The 22,453-nt window shown below is 38.2% G+C and carries 12 protein-coding genes and 1 tRNA gene; 9 read left to right on the plus strand and 4 right to left on the minus strand.

The features are described 5' to 3' along the window. Window positions 1-44: 44 nt before the first annotated feature. Together M1F03_RS16685 and M1F03_RS16690 are read right to left on the minus strand one after the other, a co-directional pair. Complete coding sequence (locus M1F03_RS16685) at window positions 45-1,748, minus strand: lysophospholipid acyltransferase family protein (protein WP_154622004.1); 1,704 nt, start codon at window positions 1,746-1,748, stop codon at window positions 45-47. A 414-nt stretch (window positions 1,749-2,162) separates the two neighbouring features. Beyond that, the gene (locus M1F03_RS16690) at window positions 2,163-2,753 is read right to left on the minus strand and encodes a HutD family protein (RefSeq protein WP_251464731.1); all 591 of its coding nucleotides are present in this window, start codon (window positions 2,751-2,753) and stop codon (window positions 2,163-2,165) included. Between the two features lie 448 nt (window positions 2,754-3,201). On the opposite strand from M1F03_RS16690, the gene M1F03_RS16695 reads away from it, so the two are divergent. The 4 genes from M1F03_RS16695 to M1F03_RS16710 all read left to right on the plus strand — a co-directional run bounded on the left by M1F03_RS16695 (window position 3,202) and on the right by M1F03_RS16710 (window position 12,121). Then, window positions 3,202-5,241, plus strand: a complete 2,040-nt coding sequence (locus M1F03_RS16695; protein ID WP_196713676.1) for an McrB family protein — start codon at window positions 3,202-3,204, stop codon at window positions 5,239-5,241. Window positions 5,242-5,270: 29 nt separating this feature from the next. After that, window positions 5,271-6,563, plus strand: coding sequence for an McrC family protein (locus tag M1F03_RS16700; protein WP_318840020.1), 1,293 nt, complete (start codon window positions 5,271-5,273; stop codon window positions 6,561-6,563). Between the two features lie 553 nt (window positions 6,564-7,116). Then, complete coding sequence (locus tag M1F03_RS16705; RefSeq protein WP_318840021.1) at window positions 7,117-7,848, plus strand: class I SAM-dependent methyltransferase; 732 nt, start codon at window positions 7,117-7,119, stop codon at window positions 7,846-7,848. Between the two features lie 763 nt (window positions 7,849-8,611). Further along, complete coding sequence (locus M1F03_RS16710) at window positions 8,612-12,121, plus strand: AAA domain-containing protein (RefSeq protein WP_318840022.1); 3,510 nt, start codon at window positions 8,612-8,614, stop codon at window positions 12,119-12,121. A 157-nt stretch (window positions 12,122-12,278) separates the two neighbouring features. On the opposite strand, the gene M1F03_RS16715 is transcribed toward M1F03_RS16710, so the two are convergent. Continuing rightward, a complete protein-coding gene (locus M1F03_RS16715; protein ID WP_154622100.1) occupies window positions 12,279-12,761 on the minus strand; it encodes a glutathione peroxidase in 483 nt (160 codons plus the stop codon). A 745-nt stretch (window positions 12,762-13,506) separates the two neighbouring features. Here M1F03_RS16715 and M1F03_RS16720 point away from each other — a divergent pair. The 4 genes from M1F03_RS16720 to M1F03_RS16735 all read left to right on the plus strand — a co-directional run bounded on the left by M1F03_RS16720 (window position 13,507) and on the right by M1F03_RS16735 (window position 19,512). Next, window positions 13,507-14,055 carry a hypothetical protein gene (locus tag M1F03_RS16720; protein WP_154622099.1) on the plus strand — a complete coding sequence of 183 codons (549 nt, stop codon included), beginning with the start codon at window positions 13,507-13,509 and terminating at the stop codon, window positions 14,053-14,055. A 9-nt stretch (window positions 14,056-14,064) separates the two neighbouring features. Further along, window positions 14,065-15,750, plus strand: coding sequence for a site-specific DNA-methyltransferase (locus M1F03_RS16725; protein ID WP_251464734.1), 1,686 nt, complete (start codon window positions 14,065-14,067; stop codon window positions 15,748-15,750). Continuing rightward, on the plus strand, window positions 15,747-18,605 hold the full coding sequence (locus tag M1F03_RS16730; protein ID WP_318840023.1) for a DEAD/DEAH box helicase: 2,859 nt from the start codon (window positions 15,747-15,749) through the stop codon (window positions 18,603-18,605). Before M1F03_RS16725 ends, M1F03_RS16730 begins: the two co-directional genes overlap by 4 nt. Window positions 18,606-18,948: 343 nt before the next feature. Next, the gene (locus M1F03_RS16735) at window positions 18,949-19,512 is read left to right on the plus strand and encodes a PH domain-containing protein (protein ID WP_318840024.1); all 564 of its coding nucleotides are present in this window, start codon (window positions 18,949-18,951) and stop codon (window positions 19,510-19,512) included. Window positions 19,513-20,468: 956 nt separating this feature from the next. Here the strand turns inward: M1F03_RS16735 and M1F03_RS16740 are convergent. Beyond that, window positions 20,469-20,553, minus strand: a tRNA-Leu gene (locus M1F03_RS16740). Window positions 20,554-21,017: 464 nt separating this feature from the next. Between M1F03_RS16740 and ampH the strand changes: the two genes are divergently transcribed. After that, entirely contained in the window at window positions 21,018-22,244 is a 1,227-nt protein-coding gene (ampH, locus tag M1F03_RS16745) for a D-alanyl-D-alanine-carboxypeptidase/endopeptidase AmpH (protein ID WP_154624861.1), read from the plus strand. Window positions 22,245-22,453: the final 209 nt, after the last annotated feature.

Below are 22,453 nucleotides of genomic sequence, written 5' to 3' on the forward strand. Positions count from 1 at the left end.
CGTGTGCTAGCACGGCATTGTTTCTCAAAGCACGATTTCATTTGCTATACCTGATGTACTGCGACATAGCGTTGGTAGCGCGTAGGTTTGAGTTTCGTCAAATCCACTAACACCAACCCATCAATACAATTGTTAAAGGCGGGGTCAGTGCCAAAATCAATAAACTGTACCCCACCTGGCTCACAGAGTTCAGTATATTGCTTGTATAAAGTCGGTATAGAACAACCAATATTATTCAAAAGGCTCTTCAGTTTAATTAAATCTTCTTGATAATTATCCCCTGAAAATTGCGCTAATACCTGTGGTAGTGATGCAGGGTATGGTCGACGAGACTGTGCTATTACATGTTCGGGCGAAAAATAAAGCCGATAAAAAGCAATTAATAAGTCTCTCGCCGCAATAGGCATCGCACCAGATATTGATACGGGACCAAATAAATAACGATATTGAGGATATTTAGCAAGATAAGCCCCGATTCCCAACCAAAGGTAATCAAGTCCCCGCTTTCCCCAATATGCCGGTTGAATAAAGCTACGGCCTAATTCTATGCCTTGCGCAAGGATGGGAAGCATTTCTTTATCATAATGAAATAACGTATGGCTATAGATGCTTTCAATTCCTTTTTTTGCCAATTGTTCAGCAGTAGGAATAAAACGATAAGCGCCAACAATTTCTAATTCATTTTCATCCCATAACACCAAATGATAATAATCATCGTCATAAGTATCTAAGTCTCGCCGCCTTCCCGAACCTTCACCGACTGCCCGAAAAGCAATTTCTCGTAATCGACCCAGTTCACGTAAAATTGGGGTTCTCTCTTCATCTTTTCGACGATAAAGAAAAATAGCCTTGCCGTCTGGAGCTGTACCTAATCGTTCGCATGCGCTTAATGCCTTTTTTAATTCAAGGCGATCTTCAGGTAAAGCAATCGCGGACTCACTAATAAATAACCCTTCTTTTCCTTGCCCTAGAAGATAAGTATGGCGACGAAAACGCTCAGCAAGATCATGCGCTCGCGTATGCCCATCATGCCAATGAGTAAAGGGAATACGACCACCAATGCGAATTTTTATTCGTCCGCCCCGTTGCTTAAACATTTCACGCACTAATAATAGGGTAGATAAAGGACGATAAATAAATGAGGTCAAATAAAATAGATGGCTATTTCGCCCACTAACATGAATAGGCACGATTGGGGCTCGCGCTTTAGCAGCTAAGCGCAAAAAGCCAGTATGCCAATGACCATCACGAATGCCTTTAGCGCTCAATCGAGAAACTTCACCCGCAGGAAATAAGATCAAAGCCCCCTGTTTATCTAGATGCTGCTGCATCGCTTCAATTTGTTTTCTGCTCGTACGGTTCCCCATATTATCGACAGGAACAAATAAACTACTTAGTGGCTCAATATAATTTAAAAGTTGGTTTGCAACGATTTTAACATCTGGTCGAATGGTTGCTACGGTTCGCAAGATGGCTAAACCATCTAACGAACCTATCGGATGATTTGCCACTAACACAACAGGGCCTTGAGAAGGGATATTTTCTAGGTCGCCATCAACTAATTCACAACTAATATTAAAATGCTCAACTATTTGCTCAACGAGATCTATTCCTTTTAAATGTGGATAGTCTTCTGCAAACTGTTTAAATTCTTTTTCCAGTAAAAGTATTTTCAGTAAATTACGTTGCCAAGCGGGAGGAGATCGCTCAGGAAATATATCTTGCAACAAAGCATCCAAACTAAACATAATATTGTCTCCTAGTTTAGTTATTGCAAATCTAAGCTAGAATAATGACAGTCATGTGTCAAACTCATGACAGAAAAATTAATTAATCACTATTTGATTAATTAGCTATATTCTTTATTAATATAGCATAAAAACCCAATATCATCAGTGTGACACCGCGAATAATGTTATTCTCTCCAATCGCTCCAAATATGAACATCACAACACACTTTAATAATAAGGAATATAAAAGCACGGAGATTTATTATAGATAGCGATAATCAGATTAAGGGTATGTGAGACTTTACCTCTTTCATTTCCGTTGTTTTTTAGTAAAAAACTTTATTATTTAGAATTAATAAAGATAAAAAAACAATCTTCATTCACGCTGTTCATTTTATAAAAAAGAACAGCGTTACCAACTAAGATAAAAGATTATGACTTAGAGAATAACTCAATAAGACAAAAGTCATATTCTGATAGAGATGCTGCAATATACGCTAATGAATTCCCTTCATTTTCCACCAACAATGTTTCAAATGCATTCAAAGCATAAGACTTGCCATCGACAGTGACATTAAGTTGGTCTGCGATATTAAATATCAATACTCGCTCGGCATCACTAATCCATGGAACAGGACTTTGCTGTGTATGGAACCAATGAAGGTGAGCCGCATATTTTTCCGGATTATAGATAAGGTTAAAATCACGAATGGCCTCATCTAACAATTCAGCATAAACATCACTTTCTCCATGAAATGCAAAAAATTGTTTTTGCCGCAATGTTACCGCTGCTTTTTGGTCAATATGTAGAGCCAGCCCCGAACCACCATCAAGTACACCAATGATCCGTTTTCTATTTGGAAAATGGGAGAAAGCGCCTGCTGTTTTAACATCTGCAATAGAAACGCGCCAATCAAAATCAGTCAACCCAACACCGTGACTACGCGCAATTTCTAAAGTAAAACCCTGCCCATTTTTCCACGGCATCTTTTGATAGTTTTCAGCTGATAATACTCGGGTCATGGATCCATTAGCCTTTAAGTTAGTGGTTTTGTTGTAAGGATTTAAACATATACTAAAATATATCTAAATTATACTGAACTCGTTTTAGTCGTTCATTACACGATGGAATGATTAAGTGAGCAAACCGATAATTTTTTACTTAAATTAGATAGATGGCATAGTGATAACTATAAAATCATCCACCACTCAAGCGTTAAACCACCCCGTTTTCTAAGATATTCTGCAAAAAATTAAGGGGCACTATGTGAATCTATTTTAATGATTAAAAACCAAGCAGCAATACGCGTTGAATTAATTTATCTAAAAACTTTTCTTGGACACTTAAAAAAATAATACAATCAGTTAATTTTACTAGTAAGATTAACTGATTGTATTAGAATCAAATAACTAAAAATAAAAGTAAAAATTTAAATAATCAGTCGTATCACATAGTAAAGGAAACATCACAATGGCTCTTGTGGATAATGTTGAGGCGGGTAAGCTGACTCTAAGTGAATTGATTAACACTTTGGCAAAAGATAAAAACTATTCTCTGTCAAAGTGGAATAAACGATACCGAGAATTAACAGCACAGCTACAGAAAACGTCAACATTCTTGATGCCTGAAACCGATGATTTGCTAAAACGACTATGGTATGAACGTAGTAATGGTATTGCGAGTATTAAACAAGGTGTTCCATCTTTAGTTGAATACGAACAGAATCTCCCACTACTTAGAGAGCTCACTGAGCGCATTCGTCAGCAGCCAGATGAAGCAACCTACCAATATGTCAACGATGCTCTGCAAGAGGCCAAAAAAAATGGGCAATTTAAGCGTATGTACTGGAGCTTAAAAAATCGTGTATTTGCCGCCTTTTCACCCGAAATCTGCACCAGCACAGTGGACGAAAATGCGTTTTCTAAAACAGCAGATTTCCTTAATAAGCAATTTCACCTCGGTTTGGTACTGAAGGGAAATTGGTTACAAAAAAACCACGAATTGAAGCAAGCTATCCACGCTCAATCTCCCAATATAGATCCTTATTACGTGAATATGGCTACTTGGCATCTCTATGAGTTGCTCCGTGAACGTGATAATCAACAAAAAAAGAAAACGGTACCTACCCCCCGATTAACCGCCAGTCATGAACCCAACACCACTAAGACCCTTTCACATCAACCAACTAACGTGATCTACTTTGGCCCACCAGGCACAGGTAAGACTTACACGTTGCAGCAAAAAATGAAAGAGTACACCTCTCATGCTATACCAGCCGACCGCGATGCTTGGCTGGATTCTCGCCTTGAGCCATTAAACTGGATGCAGGTGATAACGTTAGTGTTGCTTGATCTTAATAAACGCGCAAAAGTGCGCCAACTTATTGAACATACATGGTTTCAGCGTAAAGCATTATTAAATGACCGTAATAGCAATTTATCAAATACAGCTTGGGCTACGTTGCAAGCCTATACCGTTCCCGAGTCATTAACCGTTGATTATAAGAATCGGCGTGAACCTGCGATATTTAATAAAACAGATAATAGCGAGTGGCTGCTAATTGATGCACAGCTCGAACAAGTAGAGGATTTGCTCGCACTTTACACCGAGCTTAAACATGGCCCTAAACCTGAGGAAGCCATCCAACGTTTTGCTGTGGTTACTTTTCATCAATCTTACGGCTACGAAGAGTTTATTGAGGGTATCCGCCCTCGCTCTGACGAAAATGGCAACATCTCTTACCCTATTGAGCCGGGTATCTTTATGCGCCTATGTCAACGCGCCAATGCCGACCCAGCGCATCGCTATGCTATTTTCATTGATGAAATCAATCGCGGCAATATTTCCAAAATTTTTGGTGAACTGATCTCGCTCATTGAAGTGGACAAACGGGCTGGCATGCCCAATGCCATGAGCCTGCAACTGTCTTATAGCCGTGCTCATTTCAGTGTTCCCGCCAATGTTGATATTATTGGAGCCATGAATACCGCAGATCGTTCTTTAGCTATGATGGACACGGCTTTACGCCGCCGCTTTGACTTTATTGAAATGATGCCTGACCTATCTTTATTAAGTGATATAAAAGTTAAAGGTATTGAACTTGAGCCTTTGCTAGAAAGACTTAACAGCCGTATCGAAGCACTTTATGATAGAGAACACACATTAGGACATGCATTCTTTATACCCGTAAAAAAAGCACTCGATACTCACGATGAAGATTCCGCATTTGAACAATTAAAGTGGGTATTTCAGAATAAAATTATCCCTCTCTTGCAGGAATATTTCTTCGATGACTGGAGCAAGATTAGATTAGTACTTGCTGATAATCAAAAATCTGAGGAGCATTTACAATTCGTCATTGAAAAAAATAACGATTTAGATACGCTTTTTGGTAGCGATCATCCATTAGGAAGCCATATTCAGCAATTAACAACATATGAATTAGAGGCATTTGATCAGGAAATTTGGGATACCCCACAAGCCTATAAAGCAATTTATCAACCACAATAATCCCCTTTTTATAAGTAGGCTAGAAATATATGGATGAAGTCATTTCTATTTTCGAGTATGACCTTTTAGGAAGAGAAAAATCATCGCCTACTGGCGTGAGAATACTTCATCCAGAACTCTTTGATTATTTAGAGCAACTGAGTTTAGCAACTCCTCAAGGAAGCAAATTATTCAAATTGACTTCACGCTCAGGTTTTAAATTACTTCAGGTACAAAACTACGCTGGAGTCTTATATACACCTCACGGCACACAGCTTGAGATATTACCTAAAATTGGTAAAAACCTCACGAGTAAGAGTGCACGAGAAGCCTTTCTTACAATGTTAAGCCATCTTCCTAACTTTCGACACCTTCGAACACAACAGACAACGCTACAAACTCAACATACACCGCTGCTTGAAATTTTTATCCACCAATTTTTGTATAGCGTTAGCCTATTAATTAAACAAGGTTTACGTTCAAATTATGTAAGTGAGCAAAATAACTCGTCATATATGAAAGGAAAGTTAATTCTTTCAGAACAATTACGACATAACATAGTGAACCGTCATAGATTTTGTATTGAGTATGATGAATACATGCCTGATTGTGCAGCCAATCGGCTTTTACACTCCGCACTAAATGCGTTGGTTAGTTTAAAATTATCATCAGAGAATCAACGCTGGCTTTACGAATTACGCTTTGCTTTTGACAGTATTCCACTGAGTCGTGATATTGAAAGCGATATAAATAGCCTACGCTTGGAACGCGGCATGGCTCATTATCATGAACCACTCATTTGGGCACAATTAATTCTCAGGGGAATGAGCCCAACCTCTTTACAAGGAAATGTTAAAGCAATATCACTTTTATTTCCTATGGAAGCAATATTTGAGGCTTTTGTTGCACAAACCATCCACAATGAATTGCCTCCGGAATTTAAAATTGCAGCGCAAGTAAGCAGTTATTCCTTAGTAACACATGGCAATAATAACTGTTTTAAACTTCGCCCAGACCTGCTAATTCAATCACGCCAGCCTGTTAAGGCTAAAATAGTGATGGACACTAAATGGAAGTTAATAAATTGCAAACAAAGAAAAAAATCGCTATATGGGCTATCACAATCGGACTTCTACCAAATGTTTGCCTATGGACAGAAATATCTTAATGGAGAAGGTGAGATGTATTTAATCTATCCAGCACATGATGATTTTAGCCAACCAATACAACAACATTTTGCTTTTTCAGATACCTTGAGATTATGGGTTGTACCATATCAGATTACAGAAAAAGCAGGCCAAAGAATGATGTGGCCAGATAAGAGCTGTAATCTGATTAAATAAACTTAATCTATTTCAATATAGATAGATTATTATTTTTTCTCTGATTACGAAAACTCATCTACCATCCCTTGAATTCATTTATCTTTAATAAAATTATTTAAACTCCGTAGCTAAAAAAATGAAAATATCGAAGTGATTTTCATTTTACCCAACAAAATCTTCTACAGAGTCATATTTTATGACAACACTTTATAATTATTGGTTATAAATCAATCAATATGTGAACCCTTGGTTTCTTAAGTGCTCTATTGGGACATCAGCAACTAATTTATATTGATCCCTAAGTAAACGTTAAGGTACTAATAGTAGAGAATAACGCCAACTATTTTGAACTAATTATTATTTTAACAACATAAAATAACTCAAGTATTGCTCTCTAAGCATTTTCCTCTACCTAGAGTTCTAAAACATTGTTAAGCCATGCCTATATAACACAAAAAGTGCGAACAAAAGTGCCACCTCATTATATTATTGAAATGACCTAAATATAGCTTATCGCAATCGATTGAACGTTATGATTTCAAATTGAGGATCACTTAGGAATTATATGACTATGTCTGAACAAAATATCTATGATAATCCAATTTTCTTTGAGAAGTACAAAAGCTTAAGAATGAATGACACGGGTCTGAATGGAATAATGGAAGAACCCGCGCTAAGGGTGTTACTACCGGATTTAACGGATAAAATTGTTCTTGATTTAGGGAGTGGATTCGGTGATTTTGCTCGCTATGCACATAGCATGGGAGCCAAAAAAGTTTATGGCGTTGAATTATCTGCAAACATGATTGAGCAAGCAAAGCTCATCACACACACTGACGATATTGAATATATTCATGCCTCAATGACTGATCTTCCTAAGTTTCAAGAAAGTTTTGATTTAGTGATTTCCTCTCTCGCGATTCATTACATTGCTAATTTTAATCAACTCGCCAAAGAGGTATATTCACACCTCAAACCAGGTGGGAAATTTATCTTTTCGGTCGAACACCCAATGTGTACTGCGAAATCATCATCATTTATGAAAAATATAAATGGTGAATTTGTCTGTATGCCCGTTGATAACTACCAAAACGAATCAATACGCCACACTACATGGTTTGTTGAGGATGTTATTAAATATCATAGAACATTAGAAAGTTATATCACTGGGCTGCTTGGTGCAGGGTTTACCCTCGATGCTTTAAAAGAGCCTAAAGTCATAGACTCAGCACTTATAGATAGGCCAGAAACAGCCATTTTTAATCGTTATGCACCTTTTTTAATATTAAGCGCATATCGCTAATTGTAAGCAGTGCACATTGGTTACGATTATTTAATCAGTATGGTGCTTTGTTCAATGCCAACATATTGGTTGCGATTATTTAATCAGTATGGTGCTTTGTTCAATGTCAACATATTGGTTGCGATTGACTACAGGGTGTCGATATGAAGTAAAAATTCAAAACGGCACTTTGGGAACTTACCGAGAGAAACGGTTAATACCATTTTTGAAAAGAATATATTGTCTTCCAAGCGCCAAAACCAAGGAGATGCTGGAGGCATGGAAATAAACTCTTTTTTGGTAACTAAAAGCATAATTGTTATTAAGAGATATATTCAACTCAAGAGAAGATGTATTGAATAAATTACGTTATGACAAGTTAACGTAATTACATACTACGAAAAAAGAATTTGAGACATAAAAAAAGACGCCTTTTAGCGTCTTATTTTCACTTAAGTGGTGCCGAAGGCCGGACTCGCACATAACACTTAACCTCATGATCTAAATTAAAATATTAAAGTATAAATTTATTTATACCAACAGATGAAATTTTTACTTTTTCTGATGGTTATCTAATACAAAAAATTGCAATGTAGATAGACGGGTAAAACCGCACAAGCTGATAAGCGAGCAGATAACTGACATCGTATCTAGGCCTCTTATCAAAAATTAAAACTAAGTTAAATTTTATATTGAAGTTATCCTGTGAGTATGGAGAATAGCACTCTATATATAAATTTATCTTATTATAATTAATTAAATATTATTATCTTTAGGACAGAAAATGGATGATAACTATCTAAAATTAGCCTCTTATTGGCGAAATTCACTAGCTGATGCGGAGTCAGGAAAAGGTGCTCTAGAAAAACGAGACACGAATAATTTGACTAAATGGGAAAATGTTTCATCAGGTCGCCTTGATAACATTATTACTGAACGTTTTTTTTCTGATGAAAAAAATGATGTAAACACAGTAGATGTCATTTTACGCCCTAAAGTTTTTATTCGCCTAATACAACATGGAAAAGAGCGCTTTGCTGGCAGTCCAACATTTGTCACCCCGCTTGTGACACTAGCAAAAATAAATAGAGAAGGTTTTTTATTTCCAACATCAGCAACCGCAATTCCTAGAGATCTACTTGAACCGTTATCCCACGGTTCATTCTCTATTGGTGAAATATCTACTTATGATAAATATAAAACGAAAAATACATCATCATCTATGCATTATGATGAATCGCACCTAGAAATAGAAGAAACTGAAGAAGAAAGAGAGAAAAGATATGAAGGCTATTTTCAAGGGTGGAAAACATATCTAGATGACTCATCTAAATTATTAAATAGTATCGCTGGCTCTTGGATAAACACTCATGAACAGTATGAACTTGCCGATTACGGATATATACTAAAAAAAGTAGAACCTAAAGGCGCTAGTACTCATATTCTTTCTCTTTATGACCACTTGCTTGTAAATAAGAAAGAAGTCCCATTATTTGAGCGGTTCGCTAACTTCGCTTCTCCTGAAATCGAGCCATTAATTTCGACTGAAGATACCTTTACTTATCGATTAGGTCATTCTGGGGATAAGTTCCCTTTAGCGCTGGCCCAGCGAGATGCACTAGGTCATTTTCTTAATGCCAATGACGGCGATATTTTAGCAGTCAACGGCCCTCCCGGCACAGGAAAAACGACTTTACTTTTATCCATTATTGCAACACTTTGGGCTAAAGCCGCGCTCGAAAAAACAAATCCACCAATTGTACTTGCGACTTCTACCAATAACCAAGCAGTCACAAATATCATCGAAGCATTTGGAAAGGACTTTTCCGAAGGAAATGGCACCATGTCAGGTCGTTGGCTGCCAAATATTAAAAGTTTCGGTGCTTATTTTCCTTCAAGTACCAAGAAAGCTGAAGCAGTCAATAAGTACCAAACTGACGATTTTTTTAAAGAAATAGAATCTAAAGAATATATTGAAAGCGCATTAAATTTTTATTTAAATAAAGCCAAATTGGCATTCCCCAATAAAGATTGTTCAACCCCTGAAAAAATTATCGCGTTGTTGCATGAACAACTCTCCGAGCAGTCCAGTAAATTAGTTGAGATAAAGCAAACTTGGGATTCTCTACAAGAAATTCGAGGGAAAATCGCCCAAATATCCGATGATATAAATTCTTATCTTAATGACCAGACCGCACGACTAGCAAAAACACAATCTAAAATAAATAGATTAAAAACAGCTTCAGTAGAATGGGATAAATATAGAGCGAATGAATCCCTATTTATTTCATTATTTTCATGGCTACCACCTGTCCGTAAAAAGCGTTACTACCAAGTTAAGCTGTTCCTTGATGATAAATTAGGCAGTTTAATTATTGAAAAAGAACCAACTGAAATCAATGATATTGATGGTTTAATTAAAACGTTACTCAATAGTGAAGAGCAAGAACAAAAGAGTTATCAAAAAAATATCGATCGCATACATCAAATTCTCCAACAAGAAAAAGATATATTTTCCAAATGGCTCACCATTGCTTCTGAACTTGGATATAAACAGGGTGAAGAACCAAGCTTGTTGCAAATTGATGAACTGGCTGACACACAAATCAGATTTCCTCTATTTTTGCTAACCACTCATTATTGGGAAGGTCGTTGGCTCATTGATGTACTCAATATTGATGATCTTAATAAGGAGAAAGGCAGGAACGGGCTTAAAACAGTGGAACCTCGTTGGCAACGTAGAATGATGTTGACACCTTGTGTGGTGATGACTTGCTATATGCTCCCTTCCCATATGGTTATATCTGAGCATAAAGGTCAGAAAGGTTTCGAAAATAGTTATGCATATAATCTTGCTGATTTACTCATTGTAGATGAAGCAGGTCAAGTGTTACCTGAAGTCGCTGCAGCTTCTTTTTCGTTAGCTAAAAAAGCACTTGTTATCGGAGACACTGCACAAATTCCCCCAATATGGAATATCACACCATCAATTGATACAGGAAACATGCTGGAAGAAAAAATTCTGGCCGAAAATACACAAGGACAAATCAATGCAGAATATGAATCAGTAACTGAAATTGGAAAAAGCGCAGCTTCTGGTAGTGTGATGAAAATTGCACAATTGTCTTCACGCTACCATTATGACTCTGATTTAGAGAGAGGTATGTATCTCTACGAGCACCGACGCTGCTTTGATAATATCATCGGTTACTGTAATGAGCTTTGCTATCAAGGAAAATTACTACCCAAAAGAGGTACTAGTAACAACCATTTATTCCCAGCAATGGGCTATCTCCATGTCGATGGAAAAGGTGAGCAAAGAAATACGGGAAGCCGTTTCAATCGCTTAGAAGCAGAAATCATTTCAGCTTGGTTAATAGAAAATCAACAACGTATTGAAAATCATTATGGAAAACCTATTCAGCAAATAGTTGGAATAGTAACGCCATTCAGTGCTCAAGTTTCAACTATTAAAGATGCTCTTAGTAAACAAGGAATTACTACTGGAACTAGTGAAGGAGCTCTCACTGTTGGTACTGTTCACTCACTTCAAGGTGCAGAAAGAGCTATTGTTATATTTTCCCCTGTATATTCAAAACATGAAGATGGCAGTTTTATCGATAGTGATAACAGCATGCTAAATGTAGCGGTCTCACGCGCTAAGGATAGTTTTCTTGTTTTTGGCGATATGGATCTATTTGAAATCCAACCCCCTTCTTCACCAAGAGGATTGCTTGCCAAATACTTATTCTTAGAGGAAGAAAATGCCTTACACTTCGAATACAAAGAAAGGAAGGATTTACAAAAATCGAATACCAAAATATACACGCTTCACGGTGTGAAAGAGCACGATGACTTTTTAAATCAAACAATTATTAACACTGAAAAACATATTACCATTATATCCCCTTGGCTAAATTTGCAAAAACTTGAACAAACTGGATTCATTGATTCAATGGCTCAAGCAGCAGCTAAGGGTATCCAAGTAAAAGTGATCACCGATAGAAATTACAATATCCACCACTCTGATCCTGAAAAACGTAAAGAAAGAGAAGTCAATCTTCATAATGCCTTGGAACAATTAGATTCTTATGGCATTGCTACAAAACTAGTACGACGAGTTCATAGTAAAATTGTTATCGGAGATGATAATTTACTCTGCATTGGCTCATTCAATTGGTTTAGCGCATCTCGTGAAGCTAAGTATGAACGATATGATACCTCTATGGTTTATTGTGGTGGAAGTTTGAAAGAAGAAATTCAAGCTATCCACAACAACCTTGATCGACGGTAACACTGTATATTAGCTCAGACCTGAGCTGACCGGTTTTGTAGGTAGAACACAACTATACCTGACGGTTTGGTCTGAGCAAAGAGTTGACGCAATCCTTTCATCGATAATCCATATTTCAAAAACAATCGACAATTAAATGGTTCGAATTTCCGAGCAATTAAATTCCAAGTGCGGTAAGGATTGCAGGTTCCATTTTTTCTGGGGGAGTGGTCGGTGCAAAACGCTTGAGCGGTTCACCATTACGTCCGATCAAGAACTTAGTGAAATTCCACTTGATCCGCCCACCCATAATGCCAGGTAGCTCGCCTTTCAGATAGCGAAACACCGAGTGCGCAGCGATTCCGTTAACATCTACTTTCTCGAACATCGGAAAGCTCACACCGTAGTTAATGTAGCAGGTCTGCGCGATTTCATCAGCACCGCCGGGTTCCTGCTTTCCGAACTGATTGCATGGAAAACCCAGCACCACAAAGCCTTGAGCAGCATATTTATGGTAGAGTGCTTCAAGACCACCATATTGTGGCGTAAAGCCACAATGACTGGCTGTATTCACGACTAGAACCACTTTACCAGCGTAGTCAGCCATAGAGATGAGCTGACCGCTAAGGCTTGTTGCTGTCAATTGATAAAAGGTGGTCATAGTAGCATCCTCAAAGCAAAAACCGTCAATATTGACATTGCCACGTAGTACGTTGCTGTCGGGTCATAGGGCGTGGAAAGCGAATCGAGTCCTGATGACAGGGGAGATCTGAAATCGTGTGCAGATTATCTTTGCAAATTCGAAAGAAAAAAACAACAAACAGGCGAGACTTAAGCTGCTTTCCGTTAATTGAAATATGATGATGTTTGCCAGAATCCCCATTTCATATACCAACCTAGCAATAGGCAGTTGGCTGGTATAAATCTCCTTTGCCAACAATCAAAGTAGTTGTTGCTGGCAAAAGTCAATATCGGGAATCAATAGCAACTACTTACCGCTACCGTGACAAAAAACAGAAGAAACCATATTCCACCTACTTCACATACCATTATCGAAAATAATATCAAAGTACAGCCTTTGTTACACACTTTAACAGCTCAATGTGAAGCTTTACGAAATTCGTTTATCCAGTAAGTAGAATGTGATAACGAACTTTATTACAATGAAAAAGTAGAAAAAATTGAACAGTGGTCAGAAAATCGTCGTATTACACTAGATATACTTATTAAGCTGCCAGATATAAAAATTAAAGATACACATAAAACTACCCGCTAGCTTCCTTCTCTGAAGCAAAAATGAAAGTAAAGCGCGCGTTCAAAGCCCTAGTATACGAACTGAACAACATCATATTGTAGTACCATGATGAAGATGAAGAGAAAAAAATCGAGCAAGAAGAAACTCACCTATGGAGTATGTTGTTGTCATGCAATGTGAAGAGCAGATAGAAAATAACACCCATCAACTTTTTGAACTTCCCTTCCCTGCTTCATTTTTACGATCGCAGCGGTCCATTCGTGAGATCTGTGTTACGCTGACTTATTTACCAGCAGTACATACCACACAGTTGGATTATACGCCCACATGGATCAATTTCCAGCTGGTTAGAGACTACTTTCTGGATGAAATGCAGGCTACTTTTAATCACCAGATGCCAAACCAAACAGAGACCCACGCTGGTGATGTCCAAATAAATCGAGATGTATCTACCCAGCAGAGGGAACGCGGTACAATACAACCATCAGTATGGACTTTCCGCCAACGTAACTCCGACAAAAAATGCTTCATCCGAGTTATTCGTCAGGACAGAGATAGATACAAAGCATTCAGCAGCGAGCTGAAACCTTACACACTAGTAGTAACCACAACTGATCGCGATAACGAACAGGCACAGCTTTATACACAAATTCAGGCGCAGCTCCATGAACAGGAACTCGCGCAAGCACGTATTGGATAAAAATAGATTATGTCAACTAAGCAAAAATTAGAACTTAACTGGATTGGTAAGCATAAGCGCCCTCGTTTAGAGCCACGTATTTTGCTTGAAGATAAGGCACTATCTTATGGAGATGATGATAGTGAAAATCTACTGATTCATGGTGATAACCTGTTAGCCTTGAAAGCATTGGAGCATGACTACTCCGGAAAAATCAAATGCGTGTATATTGATCCTCCGTACAATACAGGTACTGCATTTGAAAGCTATGATGATGGGCTTGAACATTCAATGTGGCTTAGCATGATGAGAGACAGATTAGAAATAATCTGGAGACTCCTGAGCTCAAACAATGGAGTCTTACTCATTAGTATTAATGATGACGAACTACATTATTTAAAGGTTTTATGTGATGATGTTTTCGGTCGAGACAAATTCATTGCAAACCTTATTTGGAACTACGAGGGAAATACTGATAACCAAGCTAAAATAATAAACTACCATGAGTATATTTTAGTTTACTCTAAGACTGGGAGAATAGATGACCCTTCCGTGTTCGACCCCAACCTGCCAGAATCCAGTAAATTATTTAATGCGGAAATAAGGAATACTATTGTAAAAAATGGTCCTAAAAACCCGCCAAAATCAGTTTTATTACCCGCTGGGTTTCCTTGTTCTTTTCAAGAGGGACATATATATAAGTCAGACGTCCAATATCCATCCTATGACAACGATCTAGTCATTGGAAATGGAAAACTCAAAAACCCTGTAACTGCTACAACTGGTTGGAGCTCGAAATCCATATTAGAAGCATTTATTAATAATAATTTTGAAGCTGTTTTAGATTCCAAAAAACAAGAAACTATTTTTGAAATCACAAAAACAGGTGCAATCGAAGCAGTTAAACGCCGTGAACAGCGAAAGGGGCATTTCGTATCTGTTCTAAGAGGATTTGGCACGACCAATCAAATGAGACTTATGCTTTCTAAAATTGGAATCAAGTTCACTTATCCTAAACCAGTGAACTTAATTTCTTATTTAATAGAAGCATTCACTGGTGAAAATGACATTATCTTAGATTCATTCGCAGGGAGTGGTACCACCGGCCATGCCGTTTTACAATTAAATAAAAATAAAAGTACAAATAGAAAATTTATTTTAATTGAACTAAAAAAGGAAACTGTCGACTCAGTTATAATCCCTCGTTTGCAAGCCGTTATAAAGGGGCATAAAGCGGCCGCAATTGAGCCTCATGGCGGAGGGTTTCGCTATTTCCATTTAGCCCCTTCGCTATTGAAAAAAGATAATTGGGGGAATTGGATAATCAACAAAGAGTACAACGCTGAAATGCTTGCAGAAGCAATGTGCAAGCATATGAATTTCACCTATGCACCAAGTCAGACTCAATACTGGAATCATGGTTACAGTACCGAAACGGATTATATCTACGTCACTACCGGTTCTTTGGCTTATGAACAACTCAAAGTTATAAGTGAAGAAGTAGGAACTGAACGCACATTGTTGATCTGCTGCAAAGCCTTTATGACAGAAGGTGCTGATTTCCCTAATCTGACACTAGTAAAAATTCCACGAGCCATTTTAAACAAATGCGAATGGGATCAAGACGATTATAGCTTTACACTAAATGTACTTTCTACTACCGAGCAACCTGACGATATTGATGACGAAGATACTGAAGGTGAAGAACAATTATGAGCCGAAGCAACGCCATAAAAATTGCCAATAAGATTAGTGCACGACTGTCACTACGCGATCCCCAAGATGAATCATTGCGTATCTTATGCAACGTACTTGAACAATTCAGTCTCAGTAAAGATCCCGATCTTAATCGCTGGATTGAATTGCTAAGCCAACAGTACCCTACAGTGAAAGGGTTTGAACGAGCCTTTCCTTCATTATGCTTCGCACTGGCTACTGGTGTGGGTAAAACACGCTTAATGGGTGCAATGATTACTTGGCTATATTTAACCGGACGCAGCCGTCATTTCTTCATACTATCTCCAAATTTAACCATCTATGAAAAACTTAAGATGGATTTTTTACCCGGTTCACCAAAGTATGTTTTCCAAGGTATTCCTGAACTTGCACAAACACCTCCGGTTCTAATCACTGGTGATGACTATCAGGAAGGGCGGGGTGTTCGTCTAGATTATGCAATTGCCGAAAGCAAAACGGGTGATCTTTTTGACAGTGAAACCGCTCCACACATTAATATCTTCAATATTTCCAAAATAAACGCATTGGAAAATGCCAAAGGTGCTGCTAAATCTAAGGTCGCTAAAATTCGAAGAATACAGGAATACATCGGAGAATCTTATTTTAGCTACCTAGCGAATCTACCTGATTTAGTTATTTTGATGGATGAAGCTCACCGTTATTATGCCAGCGCAGGCGCACAGGCACTTAACGATCTGAATCCAGTATTGGGTATTGAATTAACTGCCACGCCGAAAACTGTGGGAACAAACCCGCGCGATTTTAAAAATATTATTTATCACTATCCTCTCTCACGGGCATTAAAAGATGGATATGTAAAAATCCCAGCGGTTGCCACACGTAAAGAGTTCCGCGCCGCAAATTACTCTGAAGAACAACTAGAAAAAATAAAGTTGGAAGACGGTATCCATCATCATGAATATGTGAAAACAGAGCTAACCAGCTTCGCTAACAATACCGGTAACAAATTAATTAAACCTTTTATGCTAGTTGTTGCACAGGATACCGACCATGCAGACAGCCTAAAAGTACGTATTGAACACGACGATTTCTTCAACGGTGCCTACAAAGGCAAAGTAATCACCGTTCATTCGAACCAAACGGGTGAAGAATCAGAAGAGACTATGCAGCGACTTTTGGCCGTTGAGTATGATAAAGATACAGAAATAGTCATTCATGTCAATAAGTTAAAAGAGGGTTGGGATGTTACCAACCTGTATACTATTGTTCCATTACGTGCTTCTGCTTCTGAAATCCTGACTGAGCAAACCATAGGGCGAGGGCTACGCCTACCGTACGGTAAAAGAACAGGCGTCGAAGCTGTTGATCGTCTGACAATCATTGCCCATGATCGTTTTCAAGATATTATCGACCGTGCCAATAATGATGACTCGATTATTAAAAAAGTCCTTTATATAGGGTTAGATGATGATGAAAATGGTATTCCAGAAGTAAAACCTCAGCAAATTGTCGTACCATCAATGGCAGAATTTCTACTGGGAAATCAAGTTATTGATAATAATTTGCAGGTGTGTGAACCTCAGGCAATATATCAAACGAATTCTATATCAAAACCGGTGCTCACCACGAACACAGAACGTAAAGTTGCAGAACTCACGTTCAAAGTAGTCTCAGAAGAAGCTAAACGGTTAACCAGTAGCCACCAACTCAGCACCCCAGAGGTGAAAGCAAGCGTAACTCGGCGAGTACAACAAGCCTTACGTGAATGGGAAGTTTCCCAATCTCAAATTTCATCCACTTCGGAACAGAGCGATCTGACAGAAATAATTGAAAAGCAAGTTGAACAGTCGAATTTCCTATCAATGGAAGATACGGAAGTTCAGGAGTTAGTCGGAACGATTACCGAAAAACTGATGGAATATACTATCGATATTCCTCGAATCGTGGTTTTGCCAGAACGCGAAGTCAATTACGGATTTAATGATTTTAACCTTTCCCAGTTAGATCGTATTGCGCTAAAACCAGGTAGCAAAGAACTCTTACTCACGCATCTGGAGAATAACGAACAACGTACAATCAGTTGGCAGGAAGGCGGAGAAGAGGAAGAACGACTTGAAAATTACCTCATTCGCTATCTGCTCGACCACGATGAAATTGATTACGATGAACATGCCGACATGCTCTATAAACTGGCCGGACAAATGGTGGGGCATTTATGTAGTTATCAGTCCCAAGAAGATGCTGAATCCGTTCTGAAAAATGCAGGTCGGCAGTTGGCAGAATTTATATGGGTGCAAATCAAACAAAATATGTGGACAACGCCAACGGGCTATACTGGACGTATAATACAGGGTTTTGATGTAATACATCCAGCCACATTCAATTTTGCTGGTAATGAAAGACCGAGAGATTTCCGTGTTGTGATTCCAGCAGGAGAAAAAAATAAAGTTCGCCAGATGATTTTCACTGGTTTTACTAAGTGCTGTTATCCTTATCAGAAATTTGACTCTGTAGATGGGGAGCTCCGTCTCGCACAAATACTTGAGAATGATCCTTCAGTGATTCGCTGGATGAAACCTCGGCCAGGTCAATTCCGCATTGAGTATGCTAATGGTAAAAATTATGAACCTGATTTTGTTGTCGAAACGGATAATGGCTATTGTTTAATCGAACCCAAAAAAGCGACAGAAATCGACACGCCTGAAGTTAAAGCCAAAGCACAAGCGGCTATCCGGTGGTGTGAGTTTGCAAATCAAAATGCAGATAAACTTAAAGGGAAAGCTTGGCAATATGCTCTTATTCCTCATAATGAGATTGAATTAAGTCGTTCAATCTCAGGATTACTAACTGATTTTAAGATGTCATTTCAATAGTCTATAACAAATTAGTTTATATTTTTTCAGCCGTCGTTACATCTAGATGTAACGACGGTTTATAAAAGACCAAAAACTATATTCATCAAGATTCGCCCACTACGCTACATATCTTATGATAATGAGTCTCGATAGAGCGGACGATAAAACTATCTATCTTCTCTCCATCGAGATAGTTCTATCAACTTTAGATTATGTGCCGCTGGTGGCATATGAAAGGATAATAGCTACTCACTGTAAATTTACACCATATTTAAGAGATCTTATAAAACTTAAATACTTCTATAATTTCATCTATACTCTGCATATCGAAATCATTTACAAACTATTTTGAGGTATTCAAATGATTGATTATAAAAAATGTAATAAAGAGCAACTAAAATACGAGTTTGAGCGATTAGCTGCTCTTTCAAAATACAAGCCAACCTTCGGTGTTTTTGATATTTTCTCTAAACTACCTGATTTACTTAATATTAATGAACAGCCCTTATGTGTCAACGCAGGATTAGTAAAGTCTAATGTTTGGTTAGTTGTACCAACAGATCTACGACTGATATTTATTCATAAAAAACCAGGATTCTTACATAAAAAAATTGAATCTTCATTTATTAGCTATGAAAACATTACTTCCGTAGACTCTTCTTCTGGCTTTACTGGAGGTAAAATTATAATTAGCACCGCAGGTATGAAATACGAAATAAATAAGCTTCGCAAAGACTCAGTTTCCCCCTTAGTCAGTACTATTTTAAATAAAAAACACAATACAGAAACACAAAGAAAACCAGATATCGAGTCAGCAAGTCAAGATGATTTATTACTAAAATTAGAAAAATTAGGGGAGTTAAAAGAAAAAGGAATATTAACTGAAGAAGAATTTAAAGAACAAAAGGCTAGACTAATTAGCTAATATAAAAGCTACAAAATAAATTAGCGCAGCTTTATATACCAAGTGGGGCTATGTTACAAACAAAATTACGTAATCTACTGGTTGATAGCCCCTAGTTTATACTTTTGTACGTCAATATCTGTCATAAGATGCTGCCGGATCTCTATTCAATCGAAATTAGTCGGTAAACGTACTTCTTCTAGCATTTCCGTATAACCCCACAAACGCCGCCGAAGTCCTCTACTGGATAGGCGTCCTTACCTTTTACGAAAAACAGAATAGCAGGGTTATCATTCACTGTTAATATGATTTCTTCTCGTAAAAGAGATGATTATTTTAAAGATATGTTTATATGGCCTACTATTTATGTACGCCTCACTAGCTAAGAACTGTCTATACCAGTGGGATAAATACTGTGGATGGTGCTACAAGATATTTATCTGAATATTAATAAATTCAGTGTCTTTCTCTCGCATCCACTAAAGAGTGGCTCAGAGTATACAGCAAAGGTTATCAAATATTATTTGCAGCCAAAGCGAAAACGCAAATATCTAGAACGATTGAGGTGAATATACTGACATAAACCATCACTGTTTGTTAGCGTATAAGCTTTCTCGTTTGAATTAGTTATGCCAGCCTATCTATTGGTTAATGCCAAATTTTTTATCCTCTTCTCCCCAAAGCAAGCATAAACACTCAATAATTTAGAGCACACCTAAGCAGCAGGCAAAGGTGACGGATAAGCTTAGATAACGAATATGATATGAATAGCTCCCATCAAACTAAAATCATAGATTCTAACGAGAAAATCACAATATTATCATAAGGATAATGACACATTAATCGCCACTCTAAGGGGGATACGACAGCCATGAATTAGAATAGGAATAGGAATAGGAATAGGAATAGGAACGCTGTGATAAAGAGAATTTGAGACATAAAAAAAGACGCCTTTTAGCGTCTTATTTTCACTTAAGTGGTGCCGAAGGCCGGACTCGAACCGGCACACCCGAAGGCGGTTGATTTTGAATCAACTGCGTCTACCAATTCCGCCACTCCGGCACGAAGTGATGTGTTTCTTGGAAAACGTGGCTATTATACTTGCCTTGTCTCGACTAGCAACATTTATCTTGATTATTCAGTTTGTTCGCTTAAAAAAAAAGCATCTTCAGGGCTACCTTTGCAGATCTGATTAGATTGCATTCTTTCAAACGGAATCTCTATATCCTTTATTGGCTATTTAATGCTTTTTGTTTATTTATCAGCCTATACATATGTTACTTTAGTCAAATATTTGATTTAATTAGTAGCATCCTCAAGCCTGCTGGCGACTTTCTATAAATTTTGTTAGCGTATGCACATTATTGAATTATTAAAGGTATTTACACATGGGTTTTCTAGGTTGGATAGCGACGGGGCTCGTCATTGGCATCTTGATCGGTGCTTTGATTAAGGTCTTCTCAAAGAAAAAATAACCTTGGTCTGTTCGACCATTTGCAAAATTACATATCGACTGGCTCCTAAACATGAAGAAATCATTTCTAAAAATTCTGTCAGTGTCCGCATTGTCGCTCGTTTTAGCAGCATGTTCTAGCACGACAGAAAAGCAACCAAAGTTTTTACAGGGCAATAATGATGCCGAGTCTAGCGACTGGAAAGTATTTGAAGGTGATAGAAGAACCTATGAACGTGTCGCTAAAATTGTCGATCTGTATGCGAATCGTATTTTTAACGAAAGTGATGCCCGCGGGATGGCTATCATTGTCATTGATAATAACCAAACATTATCACGCTATTATGGTGAGACCGCTCCAGGTAATGGCAAAAAGCCAGGACCTCACTCGCTCGTTCGTATTGCATCGATTACAAAACTCATGACCAGTGAAATTTTGATTAAGCTTGAGCAAGACAAAAAGTTACTCATCACTGATCCGCTCCAGCAATATAGCTATCACGGGGTTTCTGTTCCTGATAACAATAGTGGGCAACCTATCCGTCTGTATCATCTTGCGAGCCACACCAGTGGGTTACCGAGAGAGCAACCGGGTGGTAAATGGGGAAGGCCTGTCTTTATTTGGCCAACCCAAGACAATCGTTGGACTTGGCTAAAAAATGGTAAGCTTGATGCGACACCAGGCACTGAAGCCTCTTATTCAAACCTTGCCTATGACCTTCTTGCTGATGCAATGGTTAAAGCATCTGGCCAATCCTACCCTAACCTATTTAGCCGTTATGTGACGTCTCCTGCCAAAATGACGGAAACCACCTATACCCCCAATGCCTCGCAGTGTGCAAGGTTGATGGAGGGAACAAAACCCAGCCCATGCCACAATACCTTAGCCGCAGCAGGGAGTGGCGGAGTCTATTCAACGCCCGCCGATATGCAAAAATGGATGCAGCAATTTTTATCGACGGATAAAAACCTAAGAAAAGCCACAGCAGCACGCGAGCAAGGTATTTATTTTCCAAGAGGTAAGCTGCTTGATGTTAAAGGCATGGATGTTGCGGGCCATGCAGATGGACTCGGACTGGGGTGGGTATATATGAAACCACAAAATGGTAGACCCGGTATTTACCAGAAAACAGGCGGTGGCGGTGGTTTTAATAGCTATATGGCGATGATCCCACAACAAAACATCGGTGTTTTTGTGGTGATGACGCGTAAAGATAGCAGTAAATTTAGCAAATTAACGATCGGTGTGAATGAGATGGTCGCTGCATTATCAGCTAACCATGCTTATGGGAGACATTGAAAGCGTACCGCCGACGCAATGAATGCACTGGCGAGTTACACCCCAACCCTAAAACACTATTTTGTTCAGCTTATGGCTCTTAAATTAGCAATAGGTTGATAAATAAAACTTTGTTCACTGTTACCGAACAGTTTTGCTCGGTAACAGTATTGGGAATACCACAAGAGTCAACAAACAAAGCCTCGCTTTTATCCCCTTTTCACGTTGGC

Origin of the sequence: Providencia sp. PROV080 (assembly GCF_033688105.1) — a bacterium.
In the GTDB taxonomy this organism is placed as follows: domain Bacteria; phylum Pseudomonadota; class Gammaproteobacteria; order Enterobacterales; family Enterobacteriaceae; genus Providencia; species Providencia zhejiangensis.

What these genes read in the sequence shown, in the direction of transcription:
- M1F03_RS16685 (WP_154622004.1), bottom strand. Translation starts at nt 1,748, where the DNA reads ATGTTTAGTTTGGATGCTTTGTTGCAAGATATATTTCCTGAGCGATCT.
- M1F03_RS16690 (WP_251464731.1), bottom strand. Translation starts at nt 2,753, where the DNA reads ATGACCCGAGTATTATCAGCTGAAAACTATCAAAAGATGCCGTGGAAA.
- M1F03_RS16695 (WP_196713676.1), top strand. Translation starts at nt 3,202, where the DNA reads ATGGCTCTTGTGGATAATGTTGAGGCGGGTAAGCTGACTCTAAGTGAA.
- M1F03_RS16700 (WP_318840020.1), top strand. Translation starts at nt 5,271, where the DNA reads ATGGATGAAGTCATTTCTATTTTCGAGTATGACCTTTTAGGAAGAGAA.
- M1F03_RS16705 (WP_318840021.1), top strand. Translation starts at nt 7,117, where the DNA reads ATGTCTGAACAAAATATCTATGATAATCCAATTTTCTTTGAGAAGTAC.
- M1F03_RS16710 (WP_318840022.1), top strand. Translation starts at nt 8,612, where the DNA reads ATGGATGATAACTATCTAAAATTAGCCTCTTATTGGCGAAATTCACTA.
- M1F03_RS16715 (WP_154622100.1), bottom strand. Translation starts at nt 12,761, where the DNA reads ATGACCACCTTTTATCAATTGACAGCAACAAGCCTTAGCGGTCAGCTC.
- M1F03_RS16720 (WP_154622099.1), top strand. Translation starts at nt 13,507, where the DNA reads ATGGAGTATGTTGTTGTCATGCAATGTGAAGAGCAGATAGAAAATAAC.
- M1F03_RS16725 (WP_251464734.1), top strand. Translation starts at nt 14,065, where the DNA reads ATGTCAACTAAGCAAAAATTAGAACTTAACTGGATTGGTAAGCATAAG.
- M1F03_RS16730 (WP_318840023.1), top strand. Translation starts at nt 15,747, where the DNA reads ATGAGCCGAAGCAACGCCATAAAAATTGCCAATAAGATTAGTGCACGA.
- M1F03_RS16735 (WP_318840024.1), top strand. Translation starts at nt 18,949, where the DNA reads ATGATTGATTATAAAAAATGTAATAAAGAGCAACTAAAATACGAGTTT.
- ampH (WP_154624861.1), top strand. Translation starts at nt 21,018, where the DNA reads ATGAAGAAATCATTTCTAAAAATTCTGTCAGTGTCCGCATTGTCGCTC.